The following is a 17,884-nucleotide window of genomic DNA, read 5'->3' as shown; positions in this document are numbered from 1 at the left end:
TTCTCCGCTGTAGTGGATGCAAGCCGTCGCTAGTTAGGCCTGACCACCTTTTGGCTGCGTCCAATCATGGGTCACCTCCCCTCTGCGAAACCAGAGTTCTCAAAAGAGGCAAAAACTTCCTTGACCTTCCCATCATGGGAAGGATTACAGATGTTAGCGGTTAGTAAAGGAGCCGCTCAAATGAATGCAATATCGAAAGTCAGGATACCCGTAGCGCCCTCCGCTACCACCGATTTCGGAATCGAAGGCATGACATGTGCGTCTTGCGTCGCGCGGGTTGAGAAGGCCATAGAAGCCGTGCCAGGCGTGACTTCTGCAACGGTGAACCTGGCGACCGAACGTGCCACCGTCACTTTCAATGAAGCTGTGGCGATGGAGACTGTGGTTCAGGCAATTGAGGTGGCAGGCTACGAGCCGAGGATCGAGACACTTCAATTCGGCATTGAAGGGATGACTTGCGCTTCCTGCGTCAATCGCGTGGAGAAAGCGATCAAAGCCGTCCCGGGCGTAAGGGAAGCGTCAGTCAACCTTGCAACAGAAAAGGCAACGGTTCGCGCGGTTGTGGGCACACCCGCATCAGCATTGGAGGATGCCGTTCGCAACGCCGGCTATGATGTCCGGAGGATTGCTGCTGAGGTCACCAACGACAGTCACGGGGACCGGCGCGACCGGGAGATCAACCGTCTGAGAATGTCGCTGGCCGTTTCCGCAGTGCTTACATTTCCGCTCTTTGTTCTTGAAATGGGATCGCATCTCAGCGCGTCCATCCATGATTGGATAATGGCCAATGTCGGCATGGATAACAATCTTGTCATCCAGTTCGTTCTGGCCACGCTCGTCCTGTTCGGGCCAGGCTTACGCTTTTTTAAAAAGGGCGTTCCGAATCTCTTGAGATGGACCCCTGACATGAATTCGTTGGTAGTGCTGGGCACTTCGTCCGCCTGGGGCTATTCGGTTGTCGCCACGTTTTTTTCGGGCATTCTGCCTTTGGGAACGGCAAACGTCTACTACGAGGCGGCCGCCGTCATTGTTACTCTTATTCTGCTCGGTCGCTATCTTGAAGCCCGTGCGAAGGGCAAGACTTCCCAGGCGATCAAGCATCTGATTGGTCTCCAGCCAAAGACAGCGCACGTGAAGCGTGATGGAAATTTCGTCGAAATTCAGATCAGCGATGTGATCTTGGGTGATATCGTTCAAATACGTCCGGGCGCGAAAATTCCCGTGGACGGTCACGTGGTTGATGGCGAATCCTATGTTGACGAGTCCATGATTACGGGCGAGCCGGTTCCGGTAATAAAGTCCGCCGGCGCGGATGTGGTCGGCGGCACGATCAACAAATCCGGAGCCTTCACTTTCGAAGCGACGAAAATTGGTTCAGACACACTGCTTGCCCAGATCATTAAGATGGTCGAGGCGGCACAGGGAGCCAAGCTTCCGATCCAAGCATTGGTCGATCGGGTAACTAGCTGGTTTGTCCCGGCCGTGATCGCTGCGGCAACTCTGACCTTCGCGGCATGGCTGCTCCTTGGCCCCTCGCCTGCCCTCACCTTCGCATTGATTAACTCCGTTGCAGTGCTGATTATCGCCTGCCCCTGCGCCATGGGTCTCGCCACGCCGACATCAATCATGGTCGGCACGGGTCGCGCCGCCGAATTGGGTATCCTGTTTCGGAAAGGCGAAGCGCTCCAGACATTGCGCGATGCGGATGTCATCGCACTGGACAAGACGGGGACGCTCACCAAGGGAAAGCCGGAGCTGACAGACTTCGTCGTTAGCGAAGGATTTGATAGACGCGACATCCTCCGCCTCGTCGCCAGCCTCGAGTCACAGTCCGAGCATCCTATCGCAGACGCCATTGTCGCAGCGGCAAAGCGAGAAGGGTTCTCTCTCGCCGACGTCTCGGAGTTCCAGGCTGCACCAGGCTACGGGGTGAGCGGACAGATCAACGGTCGAACCGTGATCGTGGGCGCGGATCGATCCATGACGAAAGCCGACGTCGACGTTTCGACGTTCAGCAGGCAAGCGGCGATATTGGGCGACGAAGGTAAGTCACCGTTCTACGCCGCAATCGATGGCAAGCTTGCTGCAATCATCGCAGTCTCTGACCCCGTCAAAGACACCACGCCTCAAGTCATAGCCGCACTCCACGCTCTCGGGCTCAAAGTGGCTATGGTTACAGGTGACAATGCCCGGACCGCCAATGCCATTGCACACCAGGTCGGCATTGATGAAGTGGTCGCTGAAGTCCTCCCCAACGGTAAGGTCGATGCCGTCAAGAGGCTCAGAGAGGGCGGACGGAAAGTCGCCTTCGTGGGGGATGGCATCAATGATGCACCGGCTCTTTCAGAAGCAGACATCGGAATTGCAGTTGGCACTGGAACCGATATCGCGATCGAAAGTGCGGACGTCGTACTGATGTCAGGTGATCTTACGGGCGTGGTTACTGCGATTTCGATTAGCAAAGCCACCATCCGCAACATTCGGCAAAACCTGTTCTGGGCCTTCGCATATAATATAAGCCTCGTGCCAGTGGCGGCCGGCATTCTGTATCCGATCAACGGTACGCTATTGTCACCCATTCTTGCCGCCGGGGCGATGGGCCTTTCAAGCGTTTTTGTGCTGACCAACGCTCTGCGACTGCGTCGGTTCAAGACAAGCTGAAAATTGATCAAAGGGCGCGCGCGTTACGCCTTCAAGACAAAATAGGAGACCATCATGAATATCGGCGAAATTTCCAAGGCGTCCGGTGTCTCGAGCAAAATGATCCGCTACTATGAACAGATCGGCCTGATCGCGCCCGCGCGCCGTGCAGAGTCCAGTTATCGCGTATATACAGACAGTGACATCCATACGCTGCGGTTCATTCGTGGGGCTCGGGACTTGGGATTTTCCGTCGACCAGATGAAGACCCTGCTGGCCCTCTGGAAGGACCGTTCCAGGGCAAGTTCAGATGTGAAAGCGCTCGCCCTTAGCCATATTGCCGAACTCGAGCGGAAGGCTGCAGCCATAAAGACCATGACCAAGACGCTAAAGCACCTGGCCAATAACTGCCATGGCGATGGCAGGCCAGAGTGCCCCATCATTGATGGCATCTCTGAACCCATGCGGGAAGATGGTCCAACAGCACTATCTAAATTTGGCATCAGCCATTCAGTCTAGTCGGGTCAGTTTGTCTTCAGGCGAAATTGAGCGTGGCAGGATGCACAGGTCTGGAGCAGCATGTGAAAGGCGTGTTCGGCAGGCATCGACAAAACTGCTGTTGCGGGGTCAATTTTCTTTCCGAATGGTCCGAGACCGATCACCTCACCCGCTTTCATGCGCATATCCTGAGTCAATGAATCTGGATGGCTCTCAGCGGCAGAAGAGAGCGAATTCGCATACACGCCAAGGTCATTTGCAAGTGAATTGAACTCTGCGCGCTCAGTCATGATGGTCGAACTGGCCTGCGAGCCGAAAATGACGGAATTGCCTTCGAAGTGGACCGTCAAGGCACTGCCGGACCTCTTATATATTGTCTCCGCCGCATCCCTGAACAACTCAGAATCGTATGAAGTGTTGCCCTTGAACATCGCGTCAATCAGCTTGGCTGCCTCGGCCATGGATTTCATGTCCGATTGTCGAGCGATCACGGTCATTTCATTCGCCAGAGCATGGTTCGTAGTGGGCGCAGCGATGCCCGCCAAAGTGATTACGGCCAGCAAAATTGCGCATGTCTTGAAGTTCATTGAGTTTCCCTTATCGGACGGTCCCGAACGACAAGATACAATGCTTGCGGCGAAATTGGGCTACGCAATCAGGATGACGGTGGATTTGCATGGACTTCTCGCTTTCAGCGTCGCTGACCACCACTTTCCGGAAGCACGAGGTGGTGGAAATTGAATGATCTCGGGTGCTGACCCAATTGGCGCACCGATTTCCCATCCCGTTTCCCGAATATCCCGTCGGAGGTTCGAAGTCGCGGTAAACAGGTCGGGAGACATCGGGAAATTCTCGATTCGGGCCGGTTCGTTGGTAGCCACGCTTTGCCACACCTCGGATAGCCCAGGACAAGACCCATCCACCTGCACCGGAATACAAAACCCGGCCGCACTCTGCATACATGCCACGCGGCATAATCTTCTGGCTCTCGAACTTACACCCATTGCGGGTCAACCAGACACAACATCGGAGAATTTCAATGCTAGACGGTATAATGCTGCTTTGGTTCACCTTGACCGGCGCGTCAGTCCTATTCGTAATCATCGATATTCGGAGCACGCCAGAATCTCCGGTCCTGAAGTGGGGATTTGTGTTGCTCACCGCCTATACCGGACCGATCGGTGCATTCCTGTATGTGCTTGGCTGTCGCGAACCGCTGTGGACCTGTCGCGGTTTGATGCCGCTCCTTTGATAGCATTTACTGCAACAAAGGAGATGAACTATGGGACTGAAACGGACGGATGAATTTCGCCAAGATGCGGTGCGTATGGCGCTGACCAGTGGGCTTACACGTAAAAAGGTCGCTGATGATCTGGGTATCGGCATGTCGACGCTGAACAAATGGATCACCGCGCATCGAGATACTGATGTGGTGTCGAAAGAGGATCTGAGCCTCGCACAGGAGAATGACCGGCTTCGGCGCGAGGTCCGCATCCTCAAGGAGGAGCGGGACATCCTAAAAAAAGCAACGCAGTTCTTCGCGAGCCAAAAGCTTTGAGGTTTAGGTTTGTAGAAGAACACCGGGATGTGTTTCCGGCAGCACGCCTGTGTCAGGTGATGGATGTCAGCTTGCGTGGGCTACGTGCATTCCGCCGCCGTCCTGCCAGCCACAGACAGCGATCTGACCTGGTCACCTTGGCGCATATCAAAGAACAGTCTCGTCTCAGCCTGGGCAGCTATGGCCGCCCACGAATGACCGAAGAGTTGAAGGAGATTGGGCTGGATGTCGGACACCGGCGCGTTGGGCGTCTGATGCGCCAGAACGGCATTTCTGTGGTGAGAACGCGCAAACACAAGGTGACAACAGACAGCAATCACAAGTTCAACATCGCCCCAAACCTGCTGGATCGAGACTTCGTAGCGGATGCACCAAACCAGAAGTGGGCTGGTGACATCAGTTATGTCTGGACCCGCGAAGGCTGGCTGTATCTGGCCGTGATCTTGGACCTGCATTCCCGACGGGTCATTGGCTGGGCTGTCAGTAATCGTATGAAACGTGATCTGGCGATCCAGGCCTTGAAGATGGCGATTGCTTTGCGCACCCCACCCCGGGGTTGCATCCATCACACCGATCGTGGCAGCCAATATTGTTCTCACGACTACCAGAAGATCTTGCACCAGCACGGGTTCAAGGTCTCAATGAGCGGCAAGGGAAATTGCTATGATAACGCCGCAGTCGAGACGTTCTTCAAAACAATTAAAGCTGAACTGATTTGGCGCAGGTCGTGGGAAACGCGGCGGCAGGCCGAGATAGCGATCTTCGAATACATCAACGGCTTCTACAATCCACGCCGCCGACACTCAGCACTGGGCTGGAAAAGTCCCGTCGCTTTCGAACGAAAGGTGGCTTAAACGAGTACTTGGGGCGGCACGAAAGCGCGACAGATCCACTGCCGGGCTTGCATGAACGCTACACTGCGGTGCGCTGGCGGCAGGTCCTTGGATCGACCATGCACTGCGTCGCCGGGGATGGTATTGGCATATTGGCCGGCGCTGCCCTTGGTTCGGTACTGGCTCTTCCGAATTTGGCCAATATCGCGGTTGAATATGCGCTTGGATTTGGATTTGGCTGGACCATCTTCCAGGCGCTGTTCATGCGCGATACCGCGGGAGGTTCATACAAGCAGGCGCTCAAGGGTACATTTGTCGCCGAGTTCCTATCGATGAACGTCTTGATGGCTGGAATGGTCTTGATTGTGGCGCTTGGACGTTCGCGGATCCCTTCGCCCTTGAATCCGTTGATGCCTGAGTTCTGGTTCGTAATGAGTATGGCTCTGCTTGTGGGCTTTACGGTCGCCTATCCGATCAACTGGTGGCTCGTCGCCCGAAACCTCAAGCACGGGATGATGACAGTACGGCGCGATGAAGTCGGCTCGGACGATTTGCCGACATTAGGTGAGCCTTCCACGGCGTCCGCCATGGAAGGCGCTCGCGCCGAAAGTCCAGAGATGGGACATGCGCATCGCGCTGGTGAGAAGGGTGATAACTTGGCTGCCCAGATAATAGGGATGGTCGTGCTGACCACCGCTATTTTTGCGATCGCGGTTTGGGTAGCTCTAATGGTCGAAGCAGGGTGAACGCTGACGTCAGACAGTAGTCTGCCAACACGGCTTCGCAGCCCATCAAGTGTTCTCCATGCAGAGGCAGCAAGTATCGCTTTGTAGAAATCAAGGCTTCTGATTTTTTCAATCCAACTCTGGAGTTTTTTGAGATCGTTGTCCTCTTCCTCCAGTTCGGCATAAGTGAACTTCTCTTTCGCGATCTCCCTGGCAATCTCAGCTTCGAACGCATCGCATTTCCCGATAAATTCGCGATATTGTTCGTCCCGATCCGCCTTGAATCTTGCGATCACCTTGCCTTCCTGTGCCTTGTCCAAAGATGTCGTGACAAGAAGGACCGTCTCGCCACCCATCTCGATTGCGTCATTCTCAAGCATTTTCAACTGGCGCATATGCTCATCGGTCTGGGGGAGAAGGCAGACGCCGTTCTGAAGACGCTGGTGTTCCTCGGGATCGGGATCGCGTTGACGGTCAGCTTCGAATATTATTACACCAACATATCCCAACGCTGGACCTATTCCGATCTCATGCCGCTGGTGCCGCCGTTTGGCACCGGGCTCAGCCCGCTGCTTCAGTGGATCTTCATACCGCTGGCGGTTGTCTGGTTCATGCGCAGACAGATGTCAGCACATAACAAGTCCTGAAGGGCCAAAGGACCTCTAGGACAGCGTGTAGGCAGCGGGAAACTCCAGCCTCCCGCTACCGGTTCTGTCGAACCCTATTTCAGCTCGGTGACGGTCAACTTGCCCTTGACCCGGTCGGCGACGAATTCGATTGCATCACCTTCCTTCATTTTCTCCAGCATGGTCGGGTCGGCGGTGCGAAACACCATGGTCATGGCAGGCATATCGAGATTGGTCAGTTCCTCATGAATGATGGTGACCTTGCCGGCCTTCATGTCGACCTTCTTGACGGTGCCTTTGGTGTATTCGGTTGCAAAAGCTGCAATAGCGCCGGTCACGGAGATCATTGCAGCGATCAGGAGTGCTGTGAATTTTTGCATGGTTTTTCCTTTTTCCAGGTAGATAACTGGTTTGATCGGGTTAATGGCCGGTGACCGTGAGCATGCCCTTCATGCCGGAATCGTAGTGGCCGGGGATCAGGCAGGCGAACTCGAATGGTCCGGCGTTCGCAAAGCTCCAGATAACTTCTCCATCCATACCCGGATCGAGACGCACGGAATTGGGATCGTCATGCTCCATCTCGGGCATCCGCTCCATCAGCCCCTTGTGCTCCATCACGCCCTCATGATCATCGAGCACGAACTCATGCTCCAGTTCGCCCTTGTTCATCACCATGAAGCGGATGGTCTCACCCTTCTCGACTTTGATTTCCTTGGGTTCGAAGATCATTTTGCCGTCGTCGGTTTCCTTCATGATCACTTCGATTGTTCGGCTGACTTCGGACGCCTTGCCGGGGTTGCCGATGCCCATCATGCTGTCATGACCACCGGAATGGGTTCCACTGGCACCCGCAAGTGCTGTCATCGCCAGGATTGATGCGGATGCAATCAGAAGAGTTTTCATATGTGTTGTTCCTTTCGTGAACACTTCAGGTCGAAGAGGTTAGCCATTGTTGCCGGATTTCACCGGCGCTGGCGTGATTGTTGTTGTTGCGTCTGTTGCCTTGGCGAACTCAGGCAATTCTCCAGTCCACTCGTATGCCTGGGTCCCGGGCGGGTTTTCGTACCAGCCGGGATCACTATAATCGCCGGCGGAAATGCCTTCGCGGACCTTGACGACCGAGAACATGCCGCCCATTTCAAGCGGTCCGTAAGGACCCCAGCCGGCCATCATCGGAATGGTGTTGGCCGGAAGCTCCATCGACATTTCCGCCATGTCGGCCATGCCGGCGGTTCCCATCGGCATGTATTCGGGCTGCACGACCCTGATCTTCTTGGTGAGCTTGGACTTGTCGACGCCAATGAAGGTCGGCACGTCGTGCCCCATGGCATTCATGGTATGGTGGGACTTGTGGCAGTGGATGGCCCAGTCGCCCAGGTGCTTGGCGTCGAACTCGTAGGCCCGCATTGCCCCTACCGGGATGTCGATCGAAACTTCCGGCCAGCGGGCTTCGGGCCGCACCCATCCGCCATCGGTGCCGGTTACCTCGAAATCATAGCCGTGCATGTGGATCGGGTGGTTGGTCATGGTCAGGTTGCCGACGCGCACCCGGACGCGATCGTTCTTCGACACAACCAGCGGATCGATGTCGGGGAAGATGCGGCTGTTCCATGTCCACAGGTTGAAGTCGGTCATGGTCATGATCTTCGGCACGTAGGAGCCGGGATCGATGTCGAAGGCGTTGAGCATGATCAGGAAGTCGCGATCGACCGGCATGAAAGCCGGGTCTTTCGGGTGGACGATGAAGAAGCCCATCATCCCCATGGCCATCTGCACCATTTCGTCGCCGTGCGGGTGGTACATGAAGGTCCCCGACTTCACGAGATCAAACTCGTAGATGTAGGTTTTGCCGGATGGAATCGCCGGATGCGACAAGCCTCCCACACCGTCCATGCCTGACGGCAGAATCAAGCCGTGCCAATGCACTGTTGTATGCTCAGGCAATTTGTTGGTGACGTAGATCCGGACCCGGTCGCCTTCCACGGCTTCGATGGTCGGGCCGATCGATTGGCCGTTGTAACCCCACAGATAGGCAGTCATGCCGTCTGCGAGCTCACGCTCCACCGGCTCGGCCACGAGGTGGAATTCCTTGACCCCGTTGTTCATGCGGAATGGCAAGGTCCAGCCGTTGAGTGTCACCACCGGATTGTAGTCCGGGCCTGTCGAAGGCATGACCGGTGATTGGGTGAGCGGACTTTCCATTAGTGCTGCATCGGGCAGGCCCATATTCGTTGTTTTCGACCAGGCGGTCGAGGAGACAAGGGCTGCTCCGGCAGCGCTTGCGCCTAGTAATTGACGTCTGTTCATCATTGTCGTTTCCTTTCCGGAAAGTTAGTGGCCGCCGCCGCCGGCATCGCCAACGGATGGTGCTGCAGCTGAGCTGCTCGCTCCGGCTCCGCCGCCATAGATCGCTGCTGACAGATTGACATCGGCCAGCCAGAACTCGCGTTTGGCGTTGATCGCCAACATCAGGGTTCCAATCTTGGCGCGGGTGTCGGCGAGGAGTTCGAAGGTGTTGGAAATCATGCCGTTGTAAGTCAGCAGGGATTCTGTCTCGATCGTTGTGCGCAACGGCACCACAGAGTTGAGATAGTGCCGCGCGATCTCGTGGGTCGCGCTGTAGGCCGTGTACGCCGAGCGCGCCTCCGAGCGGATGTTGACCGCCTTTTCAGCAAGCTGGTTTGCCGCCTGCATATAGGCAAGTTCCGCCTTGCGCAGCCGGGCCTTGCCGCTGTCGAAGATCGGGATCACGAACTCCAGCTCAAGCTGCGGCGTGACAACCGTCTTCCGGGTCTTGGTTTCTTCAAGATTGCCTCCGACAATCTCGTATTCGGTCTCGATCTCACGTTCGGCTTCAACGCCGGAGATGATTTCCAGATCCGTGACAAGGCGCGTGGCTTCGGTCAGACCATAGCTCTTGGCGACGGCTTCCAGCTCGAGTTTTGCAACACGCAGATCGACCCGGTTCTCAAGCGCTTCCTGTTCGATCCGGTTTTTCCTGATGATCCAGCGCGGCAGTTGCGGCAGCTTGTCAGGGACGAAGTAATCGATCTCGCTGCCCCAAAGCCCCATGATCCGGGTGAGCTCTTCCTTTGCGAGCCGTGACGCCAGCCGGGCTTCGGCCATTTGCCCGGTAAGTTCGGCGTAGAAGGCATGTTCTCGCGCCTGTCCACCTTTGGCCAGCGCTCCACTTTCGCCGAGTTTCTGGGCCAGTTCCGATGCTGCATCTGCCGCCACACTGGCTTGATTGAGATAGGCAATCGTCTCGAAGGAAGAAACCGCGTTGACCCATGCCCGGCGCGTGTCATTGGCAACCTTCAAGGTTGCGTCGACCGCCCTCATCTGGGATTGCCTGAACCGCGTGTCGGCGATATCAACGCGAGCCTTCCGGGTTGCGAGCGACAATATGTTGGCCGCGATCATGCCTTCGATGGCCCGATAAGCCCCAAGTTCGGGCGCGCCAATTCCCAACAGGCCGACAGAGACCTTTGGGTTCTCGGGCATACCTTGTTGCCAGGCTTCTGCTGCGTTCATGCCGATATCGGCATAGGCTGCCTGCAGGCCCTTGTTGTTCAGGAGGGCTACCTGAACAGCGGTGTCGGCATTGATGGTTTTCTTGTACACCAAGCCATGGACGCGCTCAGAAACAGCCTTTGCCTGATCCTTGCTCTGGATCCAGACGGTATCCTTTCCTTTCGTGCCCATGGAAACAGATGCTGCGACGACGCCGAACCCGGCCTCTTTGGCCGAGTATCCGGCAATGTCCTGATCGCTGACACAGCCAGCCAGAAACAACCCTGCGGACGAGGCGACAATGAGGGATCTGGTTGCGCGGGATATGCTCATGAGCCTGCTCCCGCGCCGGGTGCTTGGCTGTCGTTTTGTTGCCGCCAGGGTTTAGGATCTACGGCAACCCGGTGGGTGTATCCGTCCAGAACCGTGTGATGATAGGCGTTGCGAAGACCGATAGCCGAATCCACGGGCGAACTGACCGGCATGACATCGGCAGGCCCGCTCGCCGACGCACAGCCGGCGAGCACCAGCGGCATGGCAGCCGCCAAGAGAGTACGAAACATGATTATCCTACTGCGATAAAGAGTGTGATCGACCGGTTACAAGCGGCCATGGAGCCCGGTAAAGGGCAGTCACTCTTCAGATCCGAGGAGGACGTTCCGGCAAGGCAATGGCTGTGACGACAAAGCCCAGCATTGGCTCGATTTCAAAACTGTCGGGAATAAAAACGGCGACCCTCTCAGGCTCAAACGAGCAGAGAGCAAAGGAACAGGATATCGGGCAGCACTGGTCCTGCATGTTGCCGTGATCTGCCTGCAGCGGGTCCTGAACAGCGTCAGAGTGACCATCCTCAGCCTGATGATGGCTCATCATCGCGTGATCAGCGGACGAGCGTTCACTGACGTGATGCACTCCGCTGTTGACCGCTGCCGATCCAGCCATAGCCGCAGCATGCAGAGCACCCGGCATGATGCTCGCAATAACGAGCATCAACACCAGAAACAAATGCCTTCGACCGGCGAGGTGGCGAACGGACTTCTTCATGAACCAGGTTCTTGCCCCAACGTGAGGACATTGACAAGTAGGGGATTTTTCAACTTTTCGTTAGTTCCTGTTCGGCTCACACGAGGCGCATAATTTTGGCAGCTGTGGGCCTTCCACCAGATGGAAGGTCAATCCGCTCAAAACTTTTTTAAATATTCTGGAACCTTCCTGCGCGGGAAGGTCGTTTGATGTGTGTCGCACAAACAGGAGGGACAAATGGCATATTCACGGTTTATCGCAATGATTGTGACATCCACGGTCATCATGTTTGGGCTGATGTATCTCAATACCTGGGACGTCAGCCACGTCTGGTTCAGCCAGACCAGAATGTGGATGGCTCTCTACATGGGCGGAGCGATGGCATTGGTCATGCTGTCATTCATGCTCGGGATGTACGCCAACCGCAAGGCCAATCTGGCCATCCTTGTTGTCTCGGTCCTTTCGTTTGGCCTCGGGCTTTACCTGGTTCGCAGTCAGGACACCGTTGACGACATAGCCTGGATGAAAGCCATGATTCCTCATCATTCCATCGCCATCCTTACCAGTACGCGTGCCAACATTTCCGACCCCAGAGTACGCAAGCTGGCAGACGGTATCATTGAAGTGCAAAAGCGCGAGATCGCGGAGATGGAAGCATTGATTGCCGATCTTAACGGCGGCCCTCAAGCCACGCCGGAAATAGATGGCCGCTAACACTAAACTTGGCTTGCTTTAAAAAACCATGTCAAATTTGGCTGACCAAGAAATCGTTGAGTTCAATGGGTTTTATCTGCATCGTTGGGGTGGCCATTTGGAATGGCAGCTGAACATTTTCGCCCACCAGAAGCTGTCGCTCCCTGTGAAGAAATGCCCTTGTCGCGTCCGACGTACCTTGAGGCTTTATGGTGTGTGTTCAAAATATAGCCTTGCTGCCTTACATTCCGGAATGTCCATCCTCATGTCTGCGTGCATTGAAACCGTACGCTCGACGAGCCTCTACCTCTTCGAACGTCAAAGCACAGGACACCCTGATAATAGATGCTGACGGGAAATACTGATCTTAACGGTATTAAGACGACAGCGATTTGATACGTATCAACGCCGTTCGCTTCTGCCGGGGATAGCTTGAGATGGTCGGGGCATCCGCTCATTCAAATGGAGACCTGAAATGACAAAAAAACTATTGTCACAACTTACCAAGAGCGTCGCTTTGGTTCCGCTTTCAGCTACTGCTGCCCTCGCAGACGTCGGCGAAATACCCGGCGGAAATGTTCCATACCAGTATGGTCACGGAATGATGTGGGGAGGCGATCAATGGGGAGGATTTGGCATGGTTCTCGGACCGATTTTCATGATCTTGGTGCTTGTGGGCATCGTCGCAGCCGTGATTTTCGTCATGCGTTACATGGGTTCCGGCCTTGTGCCCGGGACTGGTCAATCTTCTAGTCGCGCCCACGATATCCTCAAGGAGCGATATGCGCGTGGCGAAATCGATTCCAAGGAATTCGATGAACGCAAGAAACTGCTCTCAGACTAGGCTGACCGCACTGGCGTGCCGATCTTGATCTTTCCGTTCTTTTTCGGCCGGATGATCATGCAGATTCAATCCACGCAATTGCCGAGAAAACGAAAGATCACAGGTAAGAAATGAAACGACGTGATTTCCTGACTTCCGCCACCGCAGCCTTTGTTGCTGCAGGTGGCGGATTGGCTTGGCCGGCCCGTGTCTTTGCTGCGGAAACTCCGCCGCGACTGCAAATGCCCCCGCTGATCGACACTCGCGCCAGCGGCAAGCTTGCCATGACCGCGCAGGCCGGAAGCAGTAGTTTTCTAGGGGGGCCTTCAGTGCCGACTGCTGGCTACAGCCAAGCCTATCTTGGCCCAACTGTGATAATGCAGAACGGTCCGCTGGCTGCCGAAATTGGCAACACTCTGGGCGAACCGGTCAGTATACACTGGCATGGAATGAAGGTTGCAGGCGACCATGACGGAGGTCCACATCAACCAGTGCTCCCAGGTGAGCTATGGAAGCCGGAAATGCAGGTGAACCAGGACCCTGCGACCATCTGGTATCATTCCCATATTCACGAACGCACGGCGCAACAGGTTTACAACGGCTTGGCTGGTGTCATTCACGTCACCGACGGCAAGGACGATGATCGTGGCCTGCCATCGGCCTATGGCATCGATGACTTGACGCTTGTACTGCAGGACCGCAGCTTCGACCGCTCGGGCCGTATGGTCTATGAACCTTCGATGATGGACCGGATGCACGGGTTTCACGGCAATCGCATGCTCATCAACGGTCAATCGGGGGCGGTCGCGGCGGTTCCAAAGGGGATTGTGCGCCTGCGCCTGCTCAATGGGTCTAACGCCCGCATCTACAATCTGTTTCTCAGCGACAATCGCCCCATGCATCTGGTGGCAACCGATGGTGGTTTCCTGCCGCAGCCCGTTGCGCTCAAAGTACTTCATTTGGAACCGGGAGCGCGGGCTGAAATTCTCGTGGATTTCTCGGTGGCGGAAGCGCCGGTCCTGATGAGCGACCCCGAACAGGCCTATGGTGTGCTCGCATTTGCCGTGGATGAAACGCTGTCAGCACGCATCACAAGCCTTCCGGATAAGATTGGCAGTCGACTTGAAGACCTGACCGGGTTGGACACCAAGACCCGTCAGATTTCGCTGGATATGGGAATGGGCATGATGATGGGCGGTGGCGGCTTTGCCATCAATGGCAAGCCCTTCGATATGGATCGCATCGATTTCAATGTTGCGCTTGGCTCGGTGGAACGTTGGATCATCCGCAGTTCGATGGTCGCCCACCCTTTCCATGTTCATGGCGTCCAGTTCCGTGTTCTGAGTGAGGATGGATCGCCGCCGCGTCCCGAAAATTCGGGATGGAAGGATACAGTGCTCGTGCCCGGTGAGACCGAAATCCTCGCTCGGTTCGAACATCCGGCCACCAAGGAAAAGCCGTTCATGTTCCACTGCCACATTCTGGAACACGAGGATGCAGGAATGATGGCCCAGTTCACGGTCAGCTGAGCTCCTCTCGCCCGGCTTCGTGAGGAGTGAGGTTTGTAGCTGATGCTGCCTATTGCGACCTCGGCAGACATTTTCGCCCATGCTAGGCTTGCCCCATGTCCAAGACCAAATCACATCTATGGCCTGGCGTGCCCCTCGCACTCGGGTCCGCTGTCCTGTTCGGTGCCTCCGCGCCTTTATCCAAGCTCTTGATCGGCTCGATTGACCCGTGGCTTCTCGCAGGCATCCTCTATTTGGGTGCAGGCGCAGGGTTGGCCGTGGTGCATTGGGGACGGCCACTAATCGGTCTGCCCACTGTCGAAGCGCGCTTGCGGAAGTCCGATTTGCCTTGGTTGGCCGCGGTCACTGTCTTTGGCGGGATGCTGGGACCTCTGCTGCTACTTTTTGGACTGTCCCATACGTCGGCCGCTTCCGGTTCGCTGCTGCTCAATCTCGAAGGGCTGGCGACTATGGCGATCGCCTGGATCATCTTTCATGAAAATGTCGACAAGCGTCTGATGTTTGGCGCAATGGCGATCCTTGTCGGAGCCTTAGTCTTGTCTTGGGACGGGCAGGCTTTTCGTCTTGATTACGGAGGCCTGCTGATCGTCGCGGCTTGCCTATGTTGGGGCATCGACAACAACCTGACGCGCAAGCTTTCCTCAGCTGACCCGGTGCAGATCGCGATGGTAAAAGGCGTGGTAGCGGGATGCGTCAATGTCGCCCTTGCGATGTCGCTTGGAGCATCCCTTCCGAGTTTCGGGCTTGTCAGTGCGGGAGCGATTGTAGGGTTCCTTGGTATCGGCGTAAGCCTTGTGATGTTCATGCTTGGGTTGCGCCATTTGGGTGCTGCGCGGACGGGAGCATATTTCTCACTGGCTCCATTCATCGGAGCTGTGTTGGCGTTGGTGCTTTTCCCGGAGGGAGTGACTTTCCAACTCGTCCTTGCAGGCATTCTCATGGGTATCGGCCTTTGGCTGCATCTGGCCGAGCGGCATGACCACGAACACTTTCATGAGGGTCTGGAACATGACCATGCGCATAGCCATAATGCACATCATCGGCACAGCCATGAAAATTTGACATCACAGGTACATTCCCATTGGCATCGACATGAGCCAATGCGGCATAAACACCCGCACTATCCCGATCTACACCATCGCCACGCTCACAAGCTGTCCAAGTCCGACTAGTGCGACGTAGTCTTGCTGCCGAGTCCTATCTGTCTGGAGCTCGTCCGCAGCTTTTCAATAGCCCTGTCGGGTTGTTGAAGCGGCCAGTCTCTGTGCGAAGCTTGAACCGCTGCAAGTTTTCGAGGCATTTTCCTCGATGAGCCTGACCGCTATGGTAACGCCAGTCGACTATTTCATCAGCACTGCGAGTTGAATGATTGCCGTTGCAAGCATCAGGCCCATCACGTGCTTTTTCAGGACATCCGCGTAGTGGGTGTTATGCTTATGCCCATAGTTCGCACTATGATACGCTATGAACGCAGGCCCGGTTGTCGCAGGCGATTTCTGTTTTTTACGGCAGAAAATTGATAAGGTGAAATCATGACAGACGACTCCGAGAGTTCTGATCCTACGATGCCGGTCGTTGCCATTGCCAAGGGCCGCGCCAGCGTGACCGTCCCCACGAGTAATGGTCCAGTCGTCATCAGCCGAATTCAGGATACGGAGCACGAAATCTCCGGGTATTGGGCCCAGACCTCTCGCCCTTGCCCGAAATCTTGCATCCAGCCGATCCGGCCAGTTGAAGGCATCGTGCCGATCGCAGAACTCGAACTGCTCGATATGCTATGCGATCCCCGCGCTGTCGTCGTGGACAGCCGAACCTCGGACTGGTTTGAGGGCGGGTCGATTCCCGGAGCGATCAATATTCCCTTTCCCGAGATCACGGACAGGCTGGACGAGCTTGGCTGCTCGCGCACCGCCGATGGCTGGGACTTTGACACCGTCGGAAATGTAGCGCTGTTCTGCAACGGTCCGTGGTGCGGTCAGTCGCCGACTGCGATCCGAGCCATGGTCGCCACCGGGTTTCCTGCCAGTCGAATTCATTATTACCGCGACGGGATGCAGGGCTGGCATCTTCTTGGCATGACCACCACAGCTGAAGCATGAATTCCAGCCCCGCCGCCTCGTCGACGCATCCGGAAGACACGACAGAACGAAATGGCGTTGAAGCGGTTGCGGAACCACGAGCCAATCACCGCGCGACAGGAGATTACGAATATGGGTAGCGGCACCACCAGATCGCCGGATCGGCCCATGAAGCAGGCGGTCGATGCGACCTGAGATGCGCCTTCGCATCGGTATCCTTGCAGCGATGGCCCTCCTCGGGTTCGCCGCGCTCGGAGTCTGGTGGTTTGCGCCCTCGGTCTTGGTTGAAGCCCAGCGTCTTCTAGACCGCGACACTCTTGAGGCACTGGTGGCGCGAGCGGGCATCTGGGGTCCATTCCTTATCATCGGCCTCATGATTGTTGCGGTGGTCGCCAGTCCAATTCCCAGCGCGCCGATAGCCTTGGCTGCAGGTGCGGCTTACGGGCATCTCTGGGGCACCGTTCAGGTCGTGCTCGGTGCGGAGATCGGTGCGCTGATAGCCTTCGGTCTTGCACGGACAGTTGGGCGAGATGCACTTCAGCACCTGTTCGGCGACAAGGTAAATGCTGGACTGCTCGGGTCGCAGAACGCCCTGACGGGGACAGTATTTGCCAGCCGTCTGTTGCCGTTCGTGTCCTTCGACATGATCAGCTATGCGGCGGGCCTCAGTTGCCTGCATGCCTGGCGTTTCGCATTGGCGACACTGGCCGGAATCGTGCCAGCGAGCTTCCTCCTTGCCCATGTTGGCGGAGAAGCCGCGAGCGGAGATATGGGCCGCGCCACTTGGGCAGTTCTCGGCATTGGACTAGTTACAGGACTGCCTATGCTCTGGGTGGCTGCTCGACGGCGAACCGCAAAGGAAACCTGATGGCGGAAGACTACAAGAAAAACAGCATCACCCTTCCGGGCGCAGTTGCCATGGGTACAGGGGTAATGATCGGAGCGGGCATCTTCGCCCTGACCGGACAGATTGCTGAACTCGCAGGACCACTCTTTCCGCTCTCGTTCGTCGTCGGCGCGATTGTGACCGCGTTCAGTGCCTACACCTACATTAAGATGTCGAACGCCTTTCCGTCCGCGGGCGGCATCGGGATGATCCTCACGAAAGCTTACGGACCGACGACGGTCGCGGCAGGCGCAGCACTCCTGATGACGCTGTCGATGGTCATCAGCGAAAGTCTCGTAGCGCGCACCTTCGGAACCTACACGCTGCAGGCTTTTGGTGGCGATCCCAACAGTATTCTCGTCCCGGTTCTCGGCGTCGGGCTGATTGAGCAACCTGTTGTCTGGAAATTCCCGGATGGGGTGATCATGCATCCTGGCATTCCCATTTGATGTAGGCCTT

The 17,884-nt window shown here is 56.2% G+C and carries 19 protein-coding genes and 1 pseudogene; 12 read left to right on the top strand and 8 right to left on the bottom strand.

From position 1 onward, the window contains the following. Positions 1–180: 180 nt before the first annotated feature. Both O4H62_RS26125 and cueR read left to right on the top strand, forming a co-directional pair. Positions 181–2,661 carry a heavy metal translocating P-type ATPase gene (locus tag O4H62_RS26125; protein ID WP_269391822.1) on the top strand — a complete coding sequence of 827 codons (2,481 nt, stop codon included), beginning with the start codon at positions 181–183 and terminating at the stop codon, positions 2,659–2,661. Positions 2,662–2,715: 54 nt separating this feature from the next. Then, positions 2,716–3,159: a Cu(I)-responsive transcriptional regulator gene (gene cueR / locus O4H62_RS26120; RefSeq protein ID WP_269391821.1), complete on the top strand. Its 444-nt coding sequence runs from the start codon at positions 2,716–2,718 to the stop codon at positions 3,157–3,159. Between the two features lie 5 nt (positions 3,160–3,164). On the opposite strand, the gene O4H62_RS26115 is transcribed toward cueR, so the two are convergent. Continuing rightward, complete coding sequence (locus tag O4H62_RS26115; protein ID WP_269391820.1) at positions 3,165–3,725, bottom strand: c-type cytochrome; 561 nt, start codon at positions 3,723–3,725, stop codon at positions 3,165–3,167. Positions 3,726–4,420: 695 nt separating this feature from the next. Between O4H62_RS26115 and O4H62_RS26110 the strand changes: the two genes are divergently transcribed. Both O4H62_RS26110 and O4H62_RS26105 read left to right on the top strand, forming a co-directional pair. After that, positions 4,421–5,550 (top strand): IS3 family transposase gene (locus tag O4H62_RS26110; protein WP_269391819.1). Its coding sequence is split into 2 segments (ribosomal slippage): positions 4,421–4,655 and positions 4,655–5,550, totalling 1,131 coding nucleotides; the frame shifts between segments, so codons are not numbered across the junction. Between the two features lie 47 nt (positions 5,551–5,597). Beyond that, positions 5,598–6,275: a DUF4396 domain-containing protein gene (locus O4H62_RS26105; protein ID WP_269391818.1), complete on the top strand. Its 678-nt coding sequence runs from the start codon at positions 5,598–5,600 to the stop codon at positions 6,273–6,275. A 92-nt stretch (positions 6,276–6,367) separates the two neighbouring features. On the opposite strand, the pseudogene O4H62_RS26465 reads toward O4H62_RS26105, so the two are convergent. Then, positions 6,368–6,634, bottom strand: a pseudogene (locus O4H62_RS26465) (Chromate resistance protein ChrB); the annotation flags it as partial. Here O4H62_RS26465 and O4H62_RS26100 point away from each other — a divergent pair. Further along, positions 6,515–6,901: a hypothetical protein gene (locus O4H62_RS26100; protein ID WP_269391817.1), complete on the top strand. Its 387-nt coding sequence runs from the start codon at positions 6,515–6,517 to the stop codon at positions 6,899–6,901. The pseudogene O4H62_RS26465 and the gene O4H62_RS26100 sit on opposite strands and share 120 nt — an antisense overlap. 74 nt (positions 6,902–6,975) lie before the next feature. On the opposite strand, the gene O4H62_RS26095 is transcribed toward O4H62_RS26100, so the two are convergent. From O4H62_RS26095 to O4H62_RS26070, 6 genes are all read right to left on the bottom strand, one after another. After that, a complete protein-coding gene (locus tag O4H62_RS26095) occupies positions 6,976–7,260 on the bottom strand; it encodes a copper-binding protein (protein WP_269391816.1) in 285 nt (94 codons plus the stop codon). 40 nt (positions 7,261–7,300) lie between these two features. Then, positions 7,301–7,783, bottom strand: coding sequence for a cupredoxin domain-containing protein (locus O4H62_RS26090; protein WP_269391815.1), 483 nt, complete (start codon positions 7,781–7,783; stop codon positions 7,301–7,303). A 39-nt stretch (positions 7,784–7,822) separates the two neighbouring features. Next, positions 7,823–9,190 carry a multicopper oxidase family protein gene (locus O4H62_RS26085; RefSeq protein WP_269391814.1) on the bottom strand — a complete coding sequence of 456 codons (1,368 nt, stop codon included), beginning with the start codon at positions 9,188–9,190 and terminating at the stop codon, positions 7,823–7,825. A gap of 21 nt (positions 9,191–9,211) precedes the next feature. Then, positions 9,212–10,726 (bottom strand): TolC family protein, encoded by a 1,515-nt coding sequence (locus O4H62_RS26080; RefSeq protein WP_269391813.1) that lies wholly within the window; start codon positions 10,724–10,726, stop codon positions 9,212–9,214. Then, on the bottom strand, positions 10,723–10,956 hold the full coding sequence (locus O4H62_RS26075; RefSeq protein WP_269391812.1) for a hypothetical protein: 234 nt from the start codon (positions 10,954–10,956) through the stop codon (positions 10,723–10,725). The genes O4H62_RS26080 and O4H62_RS26075 overlap by 4 nt, the downstream gene beginning before the upstream one ends. Positions 10,957–11,032: 76 nt before the next feature. Continuing rightward, positions 11,033–11,437, bottom strand: a complete 405-nt coding sequence (locus O4H62_RS26070) for a hypothetical protein (protein ID WP_269391811.1) — start codon at positions 11,435–11,437, stop codon at positions 11,033–11,035. Between the two features lie 216 nt (positions 11,438–11,653). Between O4H62_RS26070 and O4H62_RS26065 the strand changes: the two genes are divergently transcribed. The 7 genes from O4H62_RS26065 (at position 11,654) to O4H62_RS26035 (ending at position 17,874) form a co-directional block, all read left to right on the top strand. Next, a complete protein-coding gene (locus O4H62_RS26065) occupies positions 11,654–12,130 on the top strand; it encodes a DUF305 domain-containing protein (protein WP_269391810.1) in 477 nt (158 codons plus the stop codon). 454 nt (positions 12,131–12,584) lie between these two features. Then, positions 12,585–12,953, top strand: coding sequence for an SHOCT domain-containing protein (locus tag O4H62_RS26060; protein WP_269391809.1), 369 nt, complete (start codon positions 12,585–12,587; stop codon positions 12,951–12,953). Positions 12,954–13,063: 110 nt separating this feature from the next. Beyond that, positions 13,064–14,461: a multicopper oxidase domain-containing protein gene (locus O4H62_RS26055; RefSeq protein WP_269391808.1), complete on the top strand. Its 1,398-nt coding sequence runs from the start codon at positions 13,064–13,066 to the stop codon at positions 14,459–14,461. A gap of 95 nt (positions 14,462–14,556) precedes the next feature. Then, positions 14,557–15,633 carry a DMT family transporter gene (locus O4H62_RS26050; protein WP_269391807.1) on the top strand — a complete coding sequence of 359 codons (1,077 nt, stop codon included), beginning with the start codon at positions 14,557–14,559 and terminating at the stop codon, positions 15,631–15,633. 360 nt (positions 15,634–15,993) lie between these two features. Continuing rightward, positions 15,994–16,560 carry a rhodanese-like domain-containing protein gene (locus O4H62_RS26045; RefSeq protein ID WP_269391806.1) on the top strand — a complete coding sequence of 189 codons (567 nt, stop codon included), beginning with the start codon at positions 15,994–15,996 and terminating at the stop codon, positions 16,558–16,560. 175 nt (positions 16,561–16,735) lie between these two features. Continuing rightward, positions 16,736–17,407 (top strand): TVP38/TMEM64 family protein, encoded by a 672-nt coding sequence (locus tag O4H62_RS26040; protein ID WP_269391805.1) that lies wholly within the window; start codon positions 16,736–16,738, stop codon positions 17,405–17,407. Beyond that, positions 17,407–17,874 (top strand): amino acid permease, encoded by a 468-nt coding sequence (locus O4H62_RS26035; RefSeq protein WP_269391804.1) that lies wholly within the window; start codon positions 17,407–17,409, stop codon positions 17,872–17,874. The genes O4H62_RS26040 and O4H62_RS26035 overlap by 1 nt, the downstream gene beginning before the upstream one ends. Positions 17,875–17,884: the final 10 nt, after the last annotated feature.

It is taken from the genome of Parahoeflea alexandrii, from assembly GCF_027214025.1.
Classification (GTDB): Bacteria; Pseudomonadota; Alphaproteobacteria; order Rhizobiales; family Rhizobiaceae; genus Hoeflea; species Hoeflea alexandrii_A.
The sequence above is the reverse complement of the archived record's forward strand: the minus strand, read 5'-3'. Positions and strand labels throughout refer to the sequence as shown.

Coding starts and splice junctions, on each gene's coding strand:
- O4H62_RS26035 (WP_269391804.1), top strand. CDS start 17,407: ATGGCGGAAGACTACAAGAAAAACAGCATCACCCTTCCGGGCGCAGTT.
- O4H62_RS26080 (WP_269391813.1), bottom strand. CDS start 10,726: ATGAGCATATCCCGCGCAACCAGATCCCTCATTGTCGCCTCGTCCGCA.
- O4H62_RS26115 (WP_269391820.1), bottom strand. CDS start 3,725: ATGAACTTCAAGACATGCGCAATTTTGCTGGCCGTAATCACTTTGGCG.
- O4H62_RS26040 (WP_269391805.1), top strand. CDS start 16,736: ATGCGCCTTCGCATCGGTATCCTTGCAGCGATGGCCCTCCTCGGGTTC.
- cueR (WP_269391821.1), top strand. CDS start 2,716: ATGAATATCGGCGAAATTTCCAAGGCGTCCGGTGTCTCGAGCAAAATG.
- O4H62_RS26075 (WP_269391812.1), bottom strand. CDS start 10,956: ATGTTTCGTACTCTCTTGGCGGCTGCCATGCCGCTGGTGCTCGCCGGC.
- O4H62_RS26065 (WP_269391810.1), top strand. CDS start 11,654: ATGGCATATTCACGGTTTATCGCAATGATTGTGACATCCACGGTCATC.
- O4H62_RS26125 (WP_269391822.1), top strand. CDS start 181: ATGAATGCAATATCGAAAGTCAGGATACCCGTAGCGCCCTCCGCTACC.
- O4H62_RS26050 (WP_269391807.1), top strand. CDS start 14,557: ATGTCCAAGACCAAATCACATCTATGGCCTGGCGTGCCCCTCGCACTC.
- O4H62_RS26055 (WP_269391808.1), top strand. CDS start 13,064: ATGAAACGACGTGATTTCCTGACTTCCGCCACCGCAGCCTTTGTTGCT.
- O4H62_RS26060 (WP_269391809.1), top strand. CDS start 12,585: ATGACAAAAAAACTATTGTCACAACTTACCAAGAGCGTCGCTTTGGTT.
- O4H62_RS26090 (WP_269391815.1), bottom strand. CDS start 7,783: ATGAAAACTCTTCTGATTGCATCCGCATCAATCCTGGCGATGACAGCA.
- O4H62_RS26095 (WP_269391816.1), bottom strand. CDS start 7,260: ATGCAAAAATTCACAGCACTCCTGATCGCTGCAATGATCTCCGTGACC.
- O4H62_RS26085 (WP_269391814.1), bottom strand. CDS start 9,190: ATGATGAACAGACGTCAATTACTAGGCGCAAGCGCTGCCGGAGCAGCC.
- O4H62_RS26045 (WP_269391806.1), top strand. CDS start 15,994: ATGACAGACGACTCCGAGAGTTCTGATCCTACGATGCCGGTCGTTGCC.
- O4H62_RS26070 (WP_269391811.1), bottom strand. CDS start 11,437: ATGAAGAAGTCCGTTCGCCACCTCGCCGGTCGAAGGCATTTGTTTCTG.